This window comes from Geminocystis sp. NIES-3708 (genome assembly GCF_001548095.1).
Lineage (GTDB): Bacteria > Cyanobacteriota > Cyanobacteriia > Cyanobacteriales > Cyanobacteriaceae > Geminocystis.
The window spans coordinates 41,629-57,874 of sequence record NZ_AP014817.1; the positions used below are offsets into that span (position 1 = coordinate 41,629).

The 16,246-nt window shown below is 33.9% G+C and carries 20 protein-coding genes; 16 read left to right on the top strand and 4 right to left on the bottom strand.

Annotated elements, in window-relative coordinates:
• Positions 1 to 15 precede the first annotated feature (15 nt).
• Together GM3708_RS17445 and GM3708_RS17450 are read right to left on the bottom strand one after the other, a co-directional pair.
• The gene (locus tag GM3708_RS17445; RefSeq protein WP_071827685.1) at positions 16 to 2,997 is read right to left on the bottom strand and encodes a Tn3 family transposase; all 2,982 of its coding nucleotides are present in this window, start codon (positions 2,995 to 2,997) and stop codon (positions 16 to 18) included.
• A 129-nt stretch (positions 2,998 to 3,126) separates the two neighbouring features.
• Positions 3,127 to 3,744, bottom strand: coding sequence for a tyrosine-type recombinase/integrase (locus tag GM3708_RS17450; RefSeq protein ID WP_144439377.1), 618 nt, complete (start codon positions 3,742 to 3,744; stop codon positions 3,127 to 3,129).
• 600 nt (positions 3,745 to 4,344) lie between these two features.
• Here GM3708_RS17450 and GM3708_RS18420 point away from each other — a divergent pair.
• From GM3708_RS18420 to GM3708_RS18780, 8 genes are all read left to right on the top strand, one after another.
• Positions 4,345 to 4,968: a hypothetical protein gene (locus tag GM3708_RS18420; protein WP_066349647.1), complete on the top strand. Its 624-nt coding sequence runs from the start codon at positions 4,345 to 4,347 to the stop codon at positions 4,966 to 4,968.
• A 186-nt stretch (positions 4,969 to 5,154) separates the two neighbouring features.
• The gene (locus GM3708_RS17460) at positions 5,155 to 5,466 is read left to right on the top strand and encodes an N-6 DNA methylase (RefSeq protein WP_066349649.1); all 312 of its coding nucleotides are present in this window, start codon (positions 5,155 to 5,157) and stop codon (positions 5,464 to 5,466) included.
• Positions 5,467 to 5,589: 123 nt separating this feature from the next.
• Positions 5,590 to 5,871, top strand: a complete 282-nt coding sequence (locus GM3708_RS17465; RefSeq protein WP_066349650.1) for a hypothetical protein — start codon at positions 5,590 to 5,592, stop codon at positions 5,869 to 5,871.
• Between the two features lie 24 nt (positions 5,872 to 5,895).
• Positions 5,896 to 6,195 carry a hypothetical protein gene (locus GM3708_RS17470; protein WP_066349651.1) on the top strand — a complete coding sequence of 100 codons (300 nt, stop codon included), beginning with the start codon at positions 5,896 to 5,898 and terminating at the stop codon, positions 6,193 to 6,195.
• An 11-nt stretch (positions 6,196 to 6,206) separates the two neighbouring features.
• A complete protein-coding gene (locus GM3708_RS17475) occupies positions 6,207 to 6,509 on the top strand; it encodes a nucleotidyltransferase family protein (RefSeq protein WP_066349652.1) in 303 nt (100 codons plus the stop codon).
• The gene (locus GM3708_RS17480; protein ID WP_071827686.1) at positions 6,493 to 6,768 is read left to right on the top strand and encodes a DUF86 domain-containing protein; all 276 of its coding nucleotides are present in this window, start codon (positions 6,493 to 6,495) and stop codon (positions 6,766 to 6,768) included. Before GM3708_RS17475 ends, GM3708_RS17480 begins: the two co-directional genes overlap by 17 nt.
• Positions 6,769 to 6,915: 147 nt before the next feature.
• Positions 6,916 to 7,053, top strand: a complete 138-nt coding sequence (locus GM3708_RS18775; RefSeq protein ID WP_158505894.1) for a hypothetical protein — start codon at positions 6,916 to 6,918, stop codon at positions 7,051 to 7,053.
• Between the two features lie 156 nt (positions 7,054 to 7,209).
• Positions 7,210 to 7,383 carry a hypothetical protein gene (locus GM3708_RS18780; RefSeq protein ID WP_158505895.1) on the top strand — a complete coding sequence of 58 codons (174 nt, stop codon included), beginning with the start codon at positions 7,210 to 7,212 and terminating at the stop codon, positions 7,381 to 7,383.
• Positions 7,384 to 7,455: 72 nt separating this feature from the next.
• Here GM3708_RS18780 and GM3708_RS17485 read toward each other — a convergent pair whose 3' ends face one another.
• Both GM3708_RS17485 and GM3708_RS18190 read right to left on the bottom strand, forming a co-directional pair.
• Positions 7,456 to 8,547 (bottom strand): linear amide C-N hydrolase, encoded by a 1,092-nt coding sequence (locus GM3708_RS17485; protein ID WP_066349654.1) that lies wholly within the window; start codon positions 8,545 to 8,547, stop codon positions 7,456 to 7,458.
• 150 nt (positions 8,548 to 8,697) lie between these two features.
• A complete protein-coding gene (locus tag GM3708_RS18190) occupies positions 8,698 to 8,940 on the bottom strand; it encodes a DUF6737 family protein (protein WP_071827687.1) in 243 nt (80 codons plus the stop codon).
• A 177-nt stretch (positions 8,941 to 9,117) separates the two neighbouring features.
• Between GM3708_RS18190 and GM3708_RS17490 the strand changes: the two genes are divergently transcribed.
• From GM3708_RS17490 to hsdR, 8 genes are all read left to right on the top strand, one after another.
• Positions 9,118 to 10,551 (top strand): type I restriction-modification system subunit M, encoded by a 1,434-nt coding sequence (locus GM3708_RS17490; protein WP_066349660.1) that lies wholly within the window; start codon positions 9,118 to 9,120, stop codon positions 10,549 to 10,551.
• Positions 10,548 to 11,774, top strand: a complete 1,227-nt coding sequence (locus tag GM3708_RS17495; RefSeq protein WP_066349661.1) for a restriction endonuclease subunit S — start codon at positions 10,548 to 10,550, stop codon at positions 11,772 to 11,774. The genes GM3708_RS17490 and GM3708_RS17495 overlap by 4 nt, the downstream gene beginning before the upstream one ends.
• Positions 11,775 to 11,861: 87 nt before the next feature.
• Positions 11,862 to 12,071: a hypothetical protein gene (locus GM3708_RS17500; protein ID WP_066349662.1), complete on the top strand. Its 210-nt coding sequence runs from the start codon at positions 11,862 to 11,864 to the stop codon at positions 12,069 to 12,071.
• The gene (locus GM3708_RS17505) at positions 12,053 to 12,460 is read left to right on the top strand and encodes a type II toxin-antitoxin system VapC family toxin (RefSeq protein ID WP_066349663.1); all 408 of its coding nucleotides are present in this window, start codon (positions 12,053 to 12,055) and stop codon (positions 12,458 to 12,460) included. The genes GM3708_RS17500 and GM3708_RS17505 overlap by 19 nt, the downstream gene beginning before the upstream one ends.
• 78 nt (positions 12,461 to 12,538) lie before the next feature.
• Positions 12,539 to 12,835: a helix-turn-helix domain-containing protein gene (locus tag GM3708_RS17510; RefSeq protein WP_066349665.1), complete on the top strand. Its 297-nt coding sequence runs from the start codon at positions 12,539 to 12,541 to the stop codon at positions 12,833 to 12,835.
• A gap of 31 nt (positions 12,836 to 12,866) precedes the next feature.
• Positions 12,867 to 13,049 carry a toxin secretion, membrane fusion protein gene (locus GM3708_RS17515; protein WP_066349676.1) on the top strand — a complete coding sequence of 61 codons (183 nt, stop codon included), beginning with the start codon at positions 12,867 to 12,869 and terminating at the stop codon, positions 13,047 to 13,049.
• Entirely contained in the window at positions 13,003 to 13,440 is a 438-nt protein-coding gene (locus tag GM3708_RS17520) for a hypothetical protein (protein WP_066349666.1), read from the top strand. The genes GM3708_RS17515 and GM3708_RS17520 overlap by 47 nt, the downstream gene beginning before the upstream one ends.
• Before the next feature lie 22 nt (positions 13,441 to 13,462).
• Positions 13,463 to 15,838, top strand: coding sequence for an EcoAI/FtnUII family type I restriction enzme subunit R (gene hsdR, locus GM3708_RS17525; protein ID WP_066349668.1), 2,376 nt, complete (start codon positions 13,463 to 13,465; stop codon positions 15,836 to 15,838).
• The last annotated feature ends 408 nt before the right edge of the window (positions 15,839 to 16,246 follow it).

A 16,246-nucleotide genomic window follows, 5' to 3' on the forward strand; every position in this document is an offset into this window, starting at 1 on the left:
AATCGCCTCTGACACTTATTTCTCATTAAAAGATAAAACGGCAAACTCATCTAATGATTGCGGTACTTCATTTAAGTCGAGAAAGTAATCACCAAATCTTTTGATATGACTGGTTAAATAAGGACTAAGAAAAACTACATCTTTTTGATCCATAAAATAACCTTCTTTTTGTAACTGCTGTAAAATATTAGTTAATTCCACTACATTATGAAAAATTACCGCATTTGCTACTAAATCATTGTACTTAATTCTTTTTTCCATTTCTTCAATATCATTAGTAGTAATAATTTGTTCTCCACCAAAAAATAACCACTTAGAAAAACCATTATAAGCTTCAACTTTATTTGTCGTAGCCGTAATTTGTTGTCTTAATTTTAAATCAGAAATATATTCCAATAAAAAAATAGTTCTAATTACTCTACCCAACTCACGAAATGCCTTATATAATCGATTTTTAAGACTATAATTACCTAACTTTCTTAGTAAAGTAACACTGGATATTTTTCCAGTATAAATAGATAAAACTACCTGCATTAAATCTTGAAAATGAGTTTCTATTAATTGCCAATTAATAGTATCTTTAAAAAGAGAATCTATATGGCTATAAATCACACTTTTATCAGGACGATAAAAAACTAAATCCTGCCAATTTCGGATACGAGGCATTAACTTAATTCCTAACAAATAAGATAACGCAAAAACTGGTGTACTTTGCCCCTGAGTATCAGCATGAATAAACTCTGGTTGTAAATCAGATTTATTTTTTAATAAACCCTCAATAATATAAACCGCTTCCCATGTTCCACAAGGAATAAAATGACTAAATAAAGCAATATATTTATCGGCTACATGATGATAAGCAATGCCACCATAACCACCATATCTAATATGATATTCAGACAATAAATTTTGTTCTCTCACATCAAATTTAGTACCATCAGCTGCCGCCACATTTCCTTTACCCCAAAGTTTCGGTAAATCGAGTATATTATAACGATTAATAACATCATTAATTGCTTTATTTAAACTATTGGTACTGATATGATGATGATGAATAAAAGAGATTAATCTAGCCGAAATTACATCTTTCATATGCTTAGATGCTTGGTTCGGTTCTAAATTACAGCCATAAGTAAAAGTAGTTAATAGATAACGTTGCGTTGGATTCTCTATTTTCGGATCACTGCCACTAATTGGCGTAAAATGTCTAGTAAAATTAGTCCAATAATCGACATTTTTCAGTATATCAATTAAATTATAATTAGGCATTCTTTCTGTTATGATAGCTTCGAGATTTTTTAGCTCTCGACTAACTTCATTTTTAGTAACTTTCTTTAAAAGAGGTTCTCCTTGTTCATTAATAATTAGAGTCGCATTTTGAGGATATTTAAAATCAACTTTTTCGCCAGTTTTAGATAAAGAATTTTTCAGAGTATTTACTAGACTTTCAGCAGTATTAGGTAACTCTAAATCTTGACAATATTTATCTAGTATAATTTGACATTCATTCCAACTTAATAATTGTTTTCGCCAATCAGCATATTCAGAGCTCCCTTTAATACAAATATCCCCTGATTTTAATTCCCACGCCAAGTAAGAAAAAACACAAACTTCAAAATAACGACGAACAAATTTAGTGCCAGATTGATGCTCATAAAATACCAACTTTTGCCATTGTTGAGAAGCAAAAGAAATATCAACTTCGGCTGATAAGTATTCACCTTTTTTCGACTGATTTATTAATAAGAAATTAACAGCATCCATTAATCTATTATTAATAGTGGTAGATTCCAGTTGTAAACTATTCAGTAATCGAAAAAAGGCACTTCGATGACTTTTATAAAAACGCCAAATAAAGGGTAAATAATTATTTCCTTTATAGGCATTTATAGTTTTATATTCTTCTAATAATTGTTCATAACCACCATAAGTTTTTATCAGAGAATATATTTGATTAAATACTTGTTCATAATTATTAGTTTTTAGCTCATTTTCATAGCCAAATATACTCAGTATTTCACCAAAAGCCGCAATTAATTTTTCGATTATTTCTTGTTGTTTTTCTTTTTGCTTTTGTAATTCTAATTCAGCTAAATTATGTATTTTTTTCATTCTTTTTAAGAACATTTCGCCCAAGTCATCCCAAGTTTTTATTTGTTTTTGATAAATTAAGCATAGTAAGAGTGTTAATCTTTTTTTTTCATTAATATCTTTTAATTCACTGGCATCTAAACAATTAGCTTGACTAACGAAATAATTAATTAATGAGTTATTTATTCCTGATAAAAATTGTTCTATATTGCCAAATGTTTCCAACCATTTTTGATGTACTAATAAATCATTTAGATGATTTCTAGTTGCTTTTTTAGTTACTTGTTTAAGTTGATTATATGGACTTCTTTGTTCAAGGGGATGAATTAATAATAAATCATTTAAAATTTTAATATATTCCAGAGATAATTGAGTATAAACTTGTTGATATATTAAATTGTGAACTTGTGTTCTAATTCGATTTATTTCTCGTTCTAAGAAGGAAAAAGAGGGTAATTCGTATCTTTCTTTGACTAATTCTTCAATACCAACATTAATTAAATCGGCAGGATTTCCCATTAAATAGGCTTTATCTCTGATTTTTTCAGCTAAATATTCTTTCCCTATTTCTTCAAATTGTTTTACATTTATTTTTTGTCTAATTAAATCTCGATGTCGATGATAAGTACGAGGATTTTGATAACCTATTTTTATTTCTTCTGGTAATGATAATACTTCTTTTAAATGTTTTATTATTATCAGAGGTATTAAGTCAATTTTGGGAAAGTATCCTAATCTTTGGAAAGTTTTTAAATTGACTAATAAATTAAGATAATTAGTTTGGTTATTACTATGGTTATTGGCAAATAATTTTTCTTCTGAAATGGGAGTATAAATCTTGTTTAACTCATCGGTGGTATAATAACGTTTGAATCGAGGATAAGCGGTTCTTTCTATAGATGTCAATGGTTTGATAATATAATTGTGGTAATGTTAGACCAAAAAAAAGATTAAGTTATCTCCCTTTTTATATTTCACAAATTAGCTTATTATTTTTTATCTTGAGACAACGCCTATATTATCTCTTTTAATGGGCTAATCCTGCCAAAAAGATTCAAATCTTGTGGGGGAAATTTGCGTATAACGTACTGTGTGATGAATATTTTTGTGTCCTAGATAGTCTTGAATGGCTCTGGTATCATGCCCACGGGATGCTAGATAATAACCGCAACCATGACGCAGTTGATGTGGGTGTACTGGAAATGGTATTTCGGCTAATTTTCCCGCTCTTGCTATAATATGGCGAATTGTACGAGTGGCAATAGGTGTTTTACGCTCAGAAACAAAAATATAACTGCTTTCAGGATAGTTGCGTTTTAGTTGATGTAATGCTCTTAATTCTATTTCTCGTAAAGGATGTGTCGTATTATGTCCATGTTTTACTCGATGTATTTCGATATAACCTTCTTTTAAATCAACATAGCTCCATTTTAAAGCGATTAATTCGGCTGTTCGTAGTCCGTGACGAAACATTAATAAAATGATAGTGGAATCCCTGAGTCCATGCCTTCCTATTTTCCGTGCTATCTGAATCATTGTCTTGATTTCATCAAGCCGTAAATATTCTCTTTCTCTATTCGATTTTTGTTTGACTGGAGGTTGATTTAATTTAGACATTGCCGAAAATAGAAGTTGAGTGGTTAAATTTAACATAGCTATAACCCTCGAAAAATCATATCTAATTCCATTATACATTGCCTAAAATAAAACTTTTTAGGCAATGTATTCACACTTCTACATTAATATTGTTAATTTTTTTTAACATGAATGTCCGATTTCGCGCGTATCTCGGCTCTACCCCATCTTCGCTACCTACATCAATGAATGTGAAGAAGCGGGAGAAAATGTGAAAGCATCGGCAGCTCACCGTATGCGCCATAGTGTCAATATGTTTAATACTATTTACAATCATCAGAGTCAGGCTAGTAAAAGCAAGAGTATCAATTCTTTCTTACTAACGGCTGTCAATCTTTAAATGATCGTTTCTCTAATATTCAACCTCAGTGAAGCATAAAGAAAATGATGAAAACTAGACAAGTGGACAGGTAGAAAAATTGGTAGAGTCGATGCACTTTAAAGTAATTTTATTCACTAACAAAAAAATACAATCTCCCTGTCTGCCTGTCTCCCTGTCAGTCGTCACCTATTTTTATAGTTCACGGATGGTGTAATTGAGGGGGAGCTTCTTCTTTTTCCCTGCTTCTGAATTAAGATAAACTGATATGAATATAATGTCTATTTTAAAACAGACAAATGCAAAAGTATTCAATTAAAGAATTACAGGATAGATACGAACTTAAAACTCGACAGTCCGTGTACGACCGCCTAAACGCTGTCAAAGCTGAAGTTTTGAAAGAAGGTAATAGAAGCTACGTCACTGAAGATGTAATTACTATACTTGATCAATTACAGGAACACTTAAAGTTAGGAGGAAGTATTAAAACCTTTACTCCCACTATTAAAGCAGCTGTCTATACACAAATAGACAGTGTCAATTCTAATTCAGACAATTTAACTGTTAATTCAGAAATAGACAGTGTCAATTCTAATTCAGACAATTTAACTGTTAATTCAGAAATAGACAGTATCAGTTCTCCACTAGACAGTGACGTTAAATATCTCCAATTAGACTTATCTGAGTTTACACTGGAAAAAATAGTCCTGAAAATTATAAAACAAATTCAACCCTCAAATCCTATTAATCATTGGGAAAAATTAGATCAAGCAGTGGAACGTGGTTACATTCTTAGTACCAAAGAGGTGACAGAGTTGTTAGGAACTAAACCTAACGGTAAAGAATGGACTAGAGGTGCTTTTAAATTTATCCGTTTTGGTAAAATCGGCAATCAGGCTGGGTGGCAGGTTACTCGTATTTAAGCCGTTAGTTATCTCTATGGGAAAAATATTATTTTGGTGAGATCGATCGTAACGGACAGGGGTAGAGCCGAGATACGCGCGAAAAAGGTAACGATTGTATTTAAAGTGGCTGAAACAACGCAAATCTCGATTTCATCATTTTGACTATGCTCATTTCATCATTTTAGTTATATCGATATTAGCAAAATGATTATTGATGCTAGTAATGATTATGAGGACGGTAAAAATCAAAATCGTCTCCGTCAAGAGGATATAGAGAAAATAGTCAGCACTTGGCGCAAGCGGGAAAATGTCCATAAGTACGTCTATCTTGCGACTTTTAATAAGTTAAAGGAAAATGACTTTAATCTCAATATCCTTCTCTATGTCGATACCTTTGAGGAGGAGGAAGATATTGATATAAAAGCGGTGCAGGAGGAAATTAAAGCTATTGAAGGGGAGTTAGTGGAAGTTAGGGGCAAAATGGACGCTTATTTGCAAGAATTAGGCTTGATTTGAGTAATGAGTAAGGCATTTAGACTTGTTGATGAGCGTAGTCGAATCACGATCGATAACCGTAAGGAGTAAAAACTGTTATTATGAAATTATGAAAATCATAAGGCACAATTTAATTATTTTCCTATGGCACAAATAAAAACGATCGGCAATAATGGACAAATTTCCTTAGGTAAAGAGTTTGCAGGTCAAAATGTTTTAATTGATAACTCTGAATATGGTGTTTGGACTATTAAAATCGGTACATTTATCCCCCATAATGAACAATGGTTATTAGAAAAAGATAACGCCACTAAACTGGATGAGGCTTTGGATTGGGCTAGTAAGAATCAACCTGCTTCCACTGATTTAACGGAGTTAGAAAATTCTTTATCTTCTCATTTCAATAGTAATAATGATAATGCTTAGGGAGTCTTTTAAATATTAATTAAAATGCCTAATATTTTGCTTGATTTAAACTCTCCTATTTTCCAAAAAAATTTATTTTCTTTGAGTAAGGAAGATGCCTATAGTGTCTTAAATACTTTAAAGAAAATCACTAAAATAGACTGGGATAGTCTCTATAAAAGTCAAGGGTTAAAATGGGAGTTAATTTATTCTAAGAAGGGAAATAACGGCGAAAATATTTATAGTTTTCGTATTAATAAAAAGTATAGGGCGACTGCTTTAAGGGATGGTAATTATTTGAGAGTGCTTAGTTTACATTTAGACCACGATTCAACTTATAAATAAGGTAGGAGGTAATGATCAATATAACTGTCCCTAAAGAGTCGATCGTTAGTTTCTGCCAAAAACACTATATTCAAAGATTTTCCTTATTTGGTTCGGTGTTAAGGTCAGATTTTAATGAACAAAGTGATATAGATGTATTAGTTGAGTTCTCTCCTGAGCATATACCGGGGTTAATTACCCTTGCCAAAATGGAGTTAGAATTATCGTCAATATTTAAGCGTACGGTGGATTTACGCACTCCCGAAGATTTGAGTCGCTATTTTCGGCAACAGGTATTAGATTTGGCAGAGGTGCAATATGATACAAAAAAGTGATGTAATTAGACTACGGCATATGTTAGATGCCAGTCTTAAAGCTATGGCTTTCATTGAGGGAAAAAATGAGTCTGATTTAGATGATGATGATTTATTGGTTTTTGCTTTGGTTAAAGCTGTTGAAATTGTGGGAGAGGCGGCGGGAAAAGTGTCGAAGGAATATCAAGCTAATCATCCAGAAATACATTGGTCTGCGATGATTAGTATGCGTAATCGTTTAGTTCATGCCTATTTTGATATTAATAAAAAAATACTATGACAAACCCTCCAAAAAGATTTACCTGAGTTAATCGTTGTCTTAGAGTTACTGCTACAAGGAGGAGGTAAGGTTAAATATTATGAGGATTTAACTTCTCCTACTACGGAAGAATAAATTTATTTAAAACATTAATGGAGTTAAAAATATATGAATACTCAATTAGTCAATTATTTAGTAGGGGTAATTAATCATCTTACTAGGGAAGAAAAATCTTTATTAAAAGAAAAATTAACTGATAACAATATTAATTCTTCTCCTGAAAAATCTTATCAAGAGTTATTATAACTAAAGGCAAATATTTGTAATCGCCGTCAAGGTAAGCCTTTAAATATTAGTCCTGATGAGCTTCTTTTTCAGTTACGCAATGAAAGAGATGAACAATTAAACTTTATGTAATAAATATAAAAACAAGTATTTTAATTAACTTTTACTAAGGTGAATATGTGCTTAATTATTGAAATTGAAAATGAAAGGGATTTGCTAAAAGCTCAATCTTTAATAGGTGATAAAAGTCTTAATTTACTGGATAAAGCTAAGACAAAAAAACGCACTAGACAAGATTTTGCTCAATGGTGTAGAGAAAATAGTACCCCTAAAAAAAGGAGAAATTATTGAAAGAATTGGTATATTGTTTTTTAGAAAGTACCTTAGTATGAAACAATTAAAAATCTTTTCTGGAAAAGTCTATTATTCAACGGATAAAAATTGAAAAGATGGTGCTGAAAAAAGATTTTTAGTGGCATCCCCTGCATAAAAAGTTCCATCGGTTAAGGACAGTTTTTTCACAGAAGCAGTGGGGTTAAAATCTAGCTGTTTCATGTCAATCCAAAAAACATTCGGGCTAGTAGCTGAATCAAAATAGTATATCTTGTTTTTCTGATTTGCCACCACTCGCCATATAGTAGAAGCTATATTCGGTTGATCTGGAGTGGTTATTCCCAAAGGAACAGATACACTACGAACCACGCTTAAAACACTTGCAAGAGCTTGATTGTCGTACTTTTGTTCAGGAACTGCACTGATATAGTTAGAAACTGTTTTTGTGGGAATAGAATTGAGCAGAAAATGGGCACGAGCAAATCGATCGGCAGCTCGATTTGTACCAGGTAGAAAGTTTAAACCGCCTATATTTTGCCAGTATTCATTTAAAGCCAGTTGTTGCTCAAAAGTAGGGGAGTTGGTTACAACTTTATATTCTTTGCTGTGATGAATGACTAACTTGCCGTCAATATATTCAAAGATAGCGGAATCACCGCTACTATCAGATATAGAAAGATGTAATTGAGCGGGTGCACCATTAGGTAAAGTCGATGTAACCACTCGGAAAGGCTCTTTTTTCATATCTTCCACTCCTTCGGCAACGGTGGCATAGTTATCTAAAAAATATTGTGCCCAAAGACTCATGGAAAGAGTCGCTTTTCCTTCGGTTGTACCGTAGTCGGATTCTGCTAAATAGAGAAGATTGGCTACTAAACCTTCTTCATTCATCCCATCGGCAGTGCCAATATCATAACCTGTTATTACCACACTACCGTATTTAGATTTCCATTCAATAGAGTTTTTTCCTGCCAGTCCATTTCGATCAATTCCCCTCGGCAAAACCCACAAATTAGAACGAATATCCTCTTTCCAATCCATTGATCGACCCGTTACAACTATATTTTCACTTCCTGAGTATAAAACACGGGTACAGGCTAAAACACTGAGGTTAAAAAGTCCAGAAAAAGTTAAAATTGTCGGTATAGCAAAAGCAAAATGTTTAAGAATATCTAAAGTCATGGATTTAATTAGGAATAAAGAATTGTAATTGTATTATTGTTTAGTCAAATAAATTGTTTCCTGGAAAAGGTGTTAAGTTAAATTAAAACATTTTATGAATAGGTGATGATCTAAGGTCATTTTTGTTGCACAGTTAAGTATTCAATGGGATTAAGCTAAGGATATTGATAATTCAGTTTTGGGGATGTTAAGAGTTTGTTGTTTAGTGAATAAATAGGGGATAAGAATAAGGAAAAGAAACCACCAAAGACAGATAATTATAAAAAACAAAGCAGTTAGCCAAATTAGGTGAAATAACAACCAACTACCAGCGATAATAACGATTCCAGTGAGTATAATTGTCCAAGGTTGACACCACCAAGGCTTGTACTTCCAGATTGATGACGATGACATAAGTTACCTTAATAAGAGTGAGTTAGTGAAATTACAACGGTTAAAGTTTCAATAACAGTAATTAGTTTATCCCACATGAGGGGTATAGTGTAGCTGTGGATAAGTGCGATCGCAGACTATGACTAGACATGGTTAAGAGGTAATGGTAAAATCATTAAACAATAGCTAGTAGTGTGAATGTTTGAACAGACCTTTAAGAATATTGATGATGTCCTCCGCAAAGAGGCGGGATGTGCCAGTGAGCTTGACTACACAGAACAAACCTCATGGCTATTATTTTTGAAATATTTAGATGATCTTGAACAAGAAAGGGCGTTAAAGGCTGAGTTTGACGAAGAGAAATATCAGTTTATCTTAGATGAAGAGCATCGTTGGTCAAGTTGGGCTGTTCCTCAAGATAAGGATAAGTTATTAACGGGTGATGATTTAATTGATTATATTAATGACCATTTATTTACCTACCTTAAAGGGTTTAAGCAAAGGGCTACTTCTGCTGATACCATTGAATATAAGATAGGTGAGATATTTAGTGAGATTAAGAATAAGTTTCAAAGTGGTTATAATCTCAGGGAGGCGATCGACCTCATTGATGAGTTGAGCTTTAAGTCTCAAGAACAGAAACACGAATTGTCAGACTTGTATGAGACACGCATTAAGAATATGGGTAACGCTGGACGTAATGGCGGTGAGTATTATACCCCTCGTCCTTTGATTAGAGCCATGATTGCGGTTATTAAACCCCAAGTTGGTGAGAAGATTTATGATGGGGCTTGTGGTTCAGCAGGTTTCTTATGTGAGGCTTATGAGCATTTACGCAAAGGTAAGTTAACCACCAGTCAGCTTGAGCAGTTACAGACTTCTACCTTTTATGGTAAGGAGAAGAAGAGCTTGGCTTATGTCATTGCCATTATGAATATGATTCTTCATGGTATCTCTGCCCCTAATATCGTTCATACCAACACCCTCGCTGAGAATATCAATGATATACAGGAAAAGGATAGAGTTGATGTCATTTTAGCTAATCCCCCTTTTGGTGCCAGGGAAAGGGATGAGATTAAGAACAATTTTACTATTAGGACTGGGGAGACTGCTTTCTTATTCCTTCAGCATTTTATTAAGATGTTAAAGAAAGGCGGTAGAGGGGCGATCGTCATCAAGAATACTTTTCTCTCTAATGCTGACAACGCTTCTAGGGAGTTAAGAAAGGAGTTATTAACCAGTTGCTACCTTCATACTATCTTGGATTGTCCTAGCGGTACTTTTCAGGGGGCTGGAGTTAAAACGGTAGTGTTATTCTTTGAAAAGGGTAAAGCAACCGAGAAGATTTGGTATTATCAATTAGATCCGGGTAGGAACTTGGGTAAGACTAATCCTCTTAACGATGATGATTTGGCTGAGTTTGTGGAGTTTCAGCAGTCGTTTAAGGTGTCGGAGAAATCTTGGTTAGTGGATATAGACAAGGTTGATAAGGAGTCCTATGATTTATCGGTTAAGAATCCTCACGCCCCCGAAGAAGACACCCTTAGAAGTCCTGCTGAGATACTTAATCAGATTGCTTCTCTTGATGCTGAGTCGGCTGAGATTCTTGAGTCTATAGGAGGGTTGATATGACTTTACCAGAAGGATGGCAGATAAAAACCCTAGAAGAATTATCAGAAAAGATAACAAAAGGAACAACACCAACATCTATTGGCTTTCAATTTACTAATGAAGGGATAAATTTTATAAAGGTTGAAACAATAAGTTCAAATGGTCAATTTATAAACTCAAAACTTGCTTATATTAATTCAGATTGTCATGAAGCACTAAAACGTTCTCAATTACATAAAGGCGATATATTATTTTCAATTGCAGGAGCATTAGGTAGAACAGCTATAGTAACATCTAAAATTTTACCTGCTAATACTAATCAAGCCTTAGCAATTATTAGACTTAAATCATCTGATAAAATAGATAAAAATTTTATTTTAATAGCTTTATCATCTGGTTTCTTATTAGAACAAATAGAAAAAAATAGGGGTGGTGTTGCTCAACAAAACTTATCATTAACTCAGATTAAAAGTTTTCAAATACCCATTCCTCCTATTGAGGTACAGAAAAGGATAGTAGAGATATTAGACGAGGCGTTTGAGGGCATAGACAGGGCGATCGCACTCACCAAACAAAACCTCCTCAATGCCCGTGAACTATTTAACTCCTACCTTAATAACATCTTTACTAACAAGGGTGATGATTGGGTAGAGAAGAAGTTAGGGGATATAGCCAACATTTATTATGGTTATACAGCAAAAGCATCACAAGAACCAAAAGGTAAAAAGTTTCTAAGAATAACAGATATACAAAATAATAAAGTAGATTGGACTACAGTACCTTATTGTGATATATCAGACGAAGATTATGTCAAACATAAATTAAGAACAGGTGATATAGTATTTGCCCGAACAGGTGCAACAACTGGTAAAAGTTTTCTTGTGAAAAATCCTCCAGAAGCTGTATCAGCATCTTATTTAATTCGTTTATCTATAAAAAAAATAGATATAATACCAGAATTTTTAATACTATTTTTTCAAACTAATGAATATTGGAATTTAATTAATTTAGGAATCTCAGGAAGTGCGCAAGGTGGCTTTAACGCTTCTAAATTAAAGACTTTAAATATTCCAATACCTCTTAAAAATAGCATTCAATTAAACATTATAAATAAACTAAATAAACTATCAGCAGAAGTAGCAAGATTAGAGGAGATATATCAGAAAAAAATAGAACTATTAGAGGAGTTAAAACAGTCCATATTAGAGAGAGCATTTAGAGGAGAATTAACAGCTAATAAGTAGGAGGAAAAATGATTATTAAATATAAACAAAAACAGACTCAAGATTATTATTGCTAAACTAAAAAAAACGTAAAGGAGTATATTATCCATGTTAATAGACAAAATCATTAAAGAATTAGAAGGAATACCAGAAAATAAACTCAATCAAATTTATGAAATAGTCCATTATTTTCGATTAGGAATAAATGCCGAAAAGCAAACACCTAGAACACCAGGGCTACTAAAAGGTAAACTAGGAGAGGCATTTTTTGAACCCTTACCAGAAGAAGAATTACAACAATGGGAAACCGATATTTAATAGATACTCATATATTATTATGGTGGCTATTTAATGATCCAAAACTAGATAATCTCAGTCGAGAAATTATTAAAAATCCTAATCATCAAATATTAGTTAGTAGTGCCACTGGGTGGGAGATAGCGACTAAATATCATATCGGTAAACTTCCCGAAGCCGAAGAATTGGTTAATAACTATGAATCAGTTTTACAACAAGCCCAATTTTTAGAATTACCTATTAGTAACGCCCATGCCCTCAGAGCAGGATTATTACCCATTGACCACCGAGACCCTTTTGATAGAATGTTAATGGCACAAGCAGAATTAGAACAAATACCAATTATTACCCATGATAAAGCCTTTCAAACAGGACTAATAACGATTATTCCCTTTCCAAATCCCAATTAAAGAAAGCGACAAATCAAAACAGACAAGACAAATTATACTAAATTAGGTATAAAAGCAAAATAAGTTAATTAATAACAAATGGCTAATTCTCAATCAGTACAAATTACTAAAGGTAGTGATAATGTCTTTAAAGACTTGGGCTTTGAAGCCGAAGAAGCCATGAATCTCAAGATTAGAGCGGACTTAATGTTACAGTTACGCTCTTACATCGAAGCACAGGGATGGACACAACAACAAGCCGCCGCCTTTTTTGAGGAAACTCAGCCCCGAATTAGTAACCTTCTCAATGGTGACATTACTCGTTTTAGTATCGATAAACTCATTAATATGTTAGCCAAAACGGGTATGAAGATTAAAGTTGAGCTTTACAGGTAAAATTAAAACCAAAGAATAATCAGGATAAACAATGGAAAAAACCTATCAAAAAATATCTCTAAAACAACAATCAAGCGACTTTAACTATTGGCAAACTCAAACCTATCAACAAAGATTACAAGCCTTAGAAGAAATCCGTCAAGAATACCATTTATGGAAATATCAAAATGTTGAATCAAGACTTCAAAGAATTTATACAGTTTCTCAACGCTAATCAAGTGCGTTATTTAATTGTTGGTGGTTATGCAGTAGCAATTCATGGGCATCCTCGTTATACCAAAGATATTGATATTTGGATTGAAATGAGTAACGACAATGCTACTAATATCATCAAAGCCTTAAATGATTTTGGTTTTGGTTCTCTAGGCTTAAAAAGGGAAGATTTTGTGACACCAGATCAGATAATTCAACTGGGTTATCCTCCTCATCGTATCGATATTCTAACCACCATTGATGGCGTTGATTTTGCCTCCTGTTATCCTTCAAAAATAGAAATTATCATAGATAATATAGTAGTAAATTTTATTGACCTAGATAATCTTAAGAAAAATAAGAAAGCCTCTGGCAGATTACAAGATTTAGCAGACTTAGAAAACCTACAATAAAAGATAAAGATGTTCACAGCCAATGAATGAAGCCGAAACCAGAGCCGAATTAATTGACCCCAAATTAAAAGAAGCAGGTTGGGGAGTTGTTGCCCATAGTGTCATTAAAAGGGAAGTTATTGCCCCTGGGCGACTGTTAGGAGGGGGAAAGAGAGCTAAACCTTTAATTGCTGATTATGTCTTGGTTTACCGTAACCAGAAATTAGCCGTCATCGAAGCTAAAAGAAGAGATTTACCTGATACCGAAGGACTCCAACAAGCCAAAGAATATGCCCAACGGTTACAAACTCCTTTCACTTATTCTACCAATGGTGTCGGTATTTATCAAGTGGACATGAGAACCGCCCAAGAAGGTTATGTCGATCGTTTCCCTTCCCCCGAAGAGTTGTGGCATTGCATCCATGCAATAGATAATCAATGGCTAGATAGATTTGCAGACATACCCTTTGAGGATAAAAGTGGTACTTGGCAACCCCGTTATTATCAGCATAATGCCATCAATGCCGTATTGGAGAAGATAGTTCAAGGAGAACAACGTATCCTATTAACATTAGCTACGGGAACTGGTAAGACAGCGATCGCTTTCCAAATAACATGGAAGCTGTTTCATAGCCGTTGGAATTCAACAGGCAAACAGACACGCCGTCCTCGTATCTTATTTTTAGCAGATCGTAATATCTTAGCAACTCAAGCCTTTAACGCCTTTAGTGCCTTTCCTAATGATGCCCTAGTCAGAATCGAACCCACCCAAATTAAGAAACTAGGACGAGTACCGAAAAACGGTAGTATATTCTTTACCATCTTTCAAACCTTCATGACTAAACCAGTCAATGAAGATGAGGAGGATAATTCTGAAACCTCTAATGAAATAAACTCCAGTCCTGATGAATCCCCATTCAGATTTTATGACTACGCTCCTGACTTCTTTGACCTTATTATAGTTGATGAATGTCATCGAGGAGGTGCTAAAGATGAGAGTCGATGGCGAGGTATTTTAGAATATTTCTCCCCTGCTGTACAACTAGGATTAACCGCTACCCCCAAACGAGAGAATAACGCCGATACTTACGCCTATTTTGGTGAGCCTGTTTACACCTATGCCCTTCGTGAAGGTATTAACGATGGCTACCTTACTCCTTTCAAAGTAAAACAAATCGAAACTACCCTTGATCAATACGCCTATAACGAAGAAGACATAATTTTAGCGGGTACGATCGACCAAGATAAAACCTATACTGAGACTGACTTTAACCGTATTATTGAAATGCGTCCCCGTGAAGCCTTTAGAATCAAGCTACTACTAGAAAATATTGCCCCTGATGAAAAAACCCTTATTTTCTGTGCTACTCAAAGTCATGCTTTGATGATTAGGGATTTAGTTAACCAGATGTCCTCTAGTAATGACCCCAATTACTGCGTCAGAGTTACCGCCAATGATGGAGAGTTAGGAGAACAAATGCTCAGAGCCTTTCAAGATAACGAGAAAACTATCCCCACCATCCTAACTACCTCCCGTAAACTCTCCACAGGGGTTGACGCTCGTAATATACGCAATATTGTCTTACTGCGTCCCATTAACTCCATGATTGAGTTTAAGCAAATAATTGGTCGAGGTACTAGGTTATTTGACAATAGGGATTATTTTACTATATATGACTTTGTAAGAGCTTATCAACTTTTCTCTGACCCTCAATGGGATGGTGAACCTGAAGCCCCTACCCCTATTACCCCCAGAAAGAATAATGACTCACTGCCCAACAATCAGGATAGTCAAACATCTAATAATGACTCATCTTTAGCAATCCCCAGTAAAATAATTATTCACTTAGGAGACGGCAGAGAAAGAGAAATAGAGTATATTCAAAAGACTACCTTTTGGAGTCCTGATGGTTTCCCTATCACTGCCACTGAATTTATTGAACGCTTATATGGTGATATTCCTGAACTATTCACTAACGAAGCCGAATTAAGAAAGCTATGGAGTCGTCCAGATACCCGTAAATCATTACTCGATGGTTTAGCCCAAAGAGGTTATGGAGACGAACAATTAAAGGAAGTTAGCCGTATTATTGATGCCGATAAAAGCGACATTTATGATGTTCTCGGTTATATTGCCTATGCCCATAAACCCATTACCCGTCAAGAGAGAGTTATTCGACATCAACACCTTATCTTCTCCCGTTATAAAGGTAAACAACAGGAGTTCTTAGACTTTGTGCTAAACCATTATATTGCTGAGGGAGTGGGAGAATTGGAGCAAGGCAAACTTCCTAAACTGTTAGAACTAAAGTATCATAGTTTAAATGATGCGATCGCCAATCTTGGGGATGTTAAAGATATAAAAGAAGTATTTATAAGCTTTCAAAAGTACCTTTATAATAATGAAGAAGTAGCTTAAGAAAAGTATTTTAAAAAGTATAAAAGAAGTAAGTAAATAAGAGTAATTTAAAAGAAATTAAACTAAAAAAATATAGATTATTAAAGAAGAAAATATAAATGGCTGAAAAGGTATTAATAGATATGTTTACCCACTTTGTCAAATTACAAGTTTAAGAGGGGATAAGTAAGTAAAAAAATGAAATTGAAATAAAGTAAGATGAGAGGAGTCAAAATTGACAAAGTGAGTATCACCATAGTTAAAATGTACAAGTCGATGATCAATTCTATTCGGCGTAAAGCTAGGAAAACTGCAAAATCGGCAAAGTAACTGAAATCAAATCGGCGAAAACATAAGGTTCGTGTCATGAGGGGTAATCAATTCATCAGTACTACAAAAAGTTGTAAAATAAGGCTTAATTGATAAGAA

Excerpts from the sequence above, each read along its gene's own strand:
- hsdR (WP_066349668.1), top strand. The coding sequence starts at position 13,463 with ATGAATGAAGCCGAAACCAGAGCCGAATTAATTGACCCCAAATTAAAA.
- GM3708_RS17510 (WP_066349665.1), top strand. The coding sequence starts at position 12,539 with ATGGCTAATTCTCAATCAGTACAAATTACTAAAGGTAGTGATAATGTC.
- GM3708_RS17450 (WP_144439377.1), bottom strand. The coding sequence starts at position 3,744 with ATGTTAAATTTAACCACTCAACTTCTATTTTCGGCAATGTCTAAATTA.
- GM3708_RS17495 (WP_066349661.1), top strand. The coding sequence starts at position 10,548 with ATGACTTTACCAGAAGGATGGCAGATAAAAACCCTAGAAGAATTATCA.
- GM3708_RS17500 (WP_066349662.1), top strand. The coding sequence starts at position 11,862 with ATGTTAATAGACAAAATCATTAAAGAATTAGAAGGAATACCAGAAAAT.
- GM3708_RS18780 (WP_158505895.1), top strand. The coding sequence starts at position 7,210 with ATGTGCTTAATTATTGAAATTGAAAATGAAAGGGATTTGCTAAAAGCT.
- GM3708_RS17470 (WP_066349651.1), top strand. The coding sequence starts at position 5,896 with ATGCCTAATATTTTGCTTGATTTAAACTCTCCTATTTTCCAAAAAAAT.
- GM3708_RS18775 (WP_158505894.1), top strand. The coding sequence starts at position 6,916 with ATGAATACTCAATTAGTCAATTATTTAGTAGGGGTAATTAATCATCTT.
- GM3708_RS17475 (WP_066349652.1), top strand. The coding sequence starts at position 6,207 with ATGATCAATATAACTGTCCCTAAAGAGTCGATCGTTAGTTTCTGCCAA.
- GM3708_RS17515 (WP_066349676.1), top strand. The coding sequence starts at position 12,867 with ATGGAAAAAACCTATCAAAAAATATCTCTAAAACAACAATCAAGCGAC.
- GM3708_RS17505 (WP_066349663.1), top strand. The coding sequence starts at position 12,053 with ATGGGAAACCGATATTTAATAGATACTCATATATTATTATGGTGGCTA.
- GM3708_RS17480 (WP_071827686.1), top strand. The coding sequence starts at position 6,493 with ATGATACAAAAAAGTGATGTAATTAGACTACGGCATATGTTAGATGCC.
- GM3708_RS17465 (WP_066349650.1), top strand. The coding sequence starts at position 5,590 with ATGGCACAAATAAAAACGATCGGCAATAATGGACAAATTTCCTTAGGT.
- GM3708_RS18190 (WP_071827687.1), bottom strand. The coding sequence starts at position 8,940 with ATGTCATCGTCATCAATCTGGAAGTACAAGCCTTGGTGGTGTCAACCT.
- GM3708_RS17520 (WP_066349666.1), top strand. The coding sequence starts at position 13,003 with ATGTTGAATCAAGACTTCAAAGAATTTATACAGTTTCTCAACGCTAAT.
- GM3708_RS17460 (WP_066349649.1), top strand. The coding sequence starts at position 5,155 with ATGATTATTGATGCTAGTAATGATTATGAGGACGGTAAAAATCAAAAT.
- GM3708_RS18420 (WP_066349647.1), top strand. The coding sequence starts at position 4,345 with ATGCAAAAGTATTCAATTAAAGAATTACAGGATAGATACGAACTTAAA.
- GM3708_RS17485 (WP_066349654.1), bottom strand. The coding sequence starts at position 8,547 with ATGACTTTAGATATTCTTAAACATTTTGCTTTTGCTATACCGACAATT.
- GM3708_RS17490 (WP_066349660.1), top strand. The coding sequence starts at position 9,118 with ATGTTTGAACAGACCTTTAAGAATATTGATGATGTCCTCCGCAAAGAG.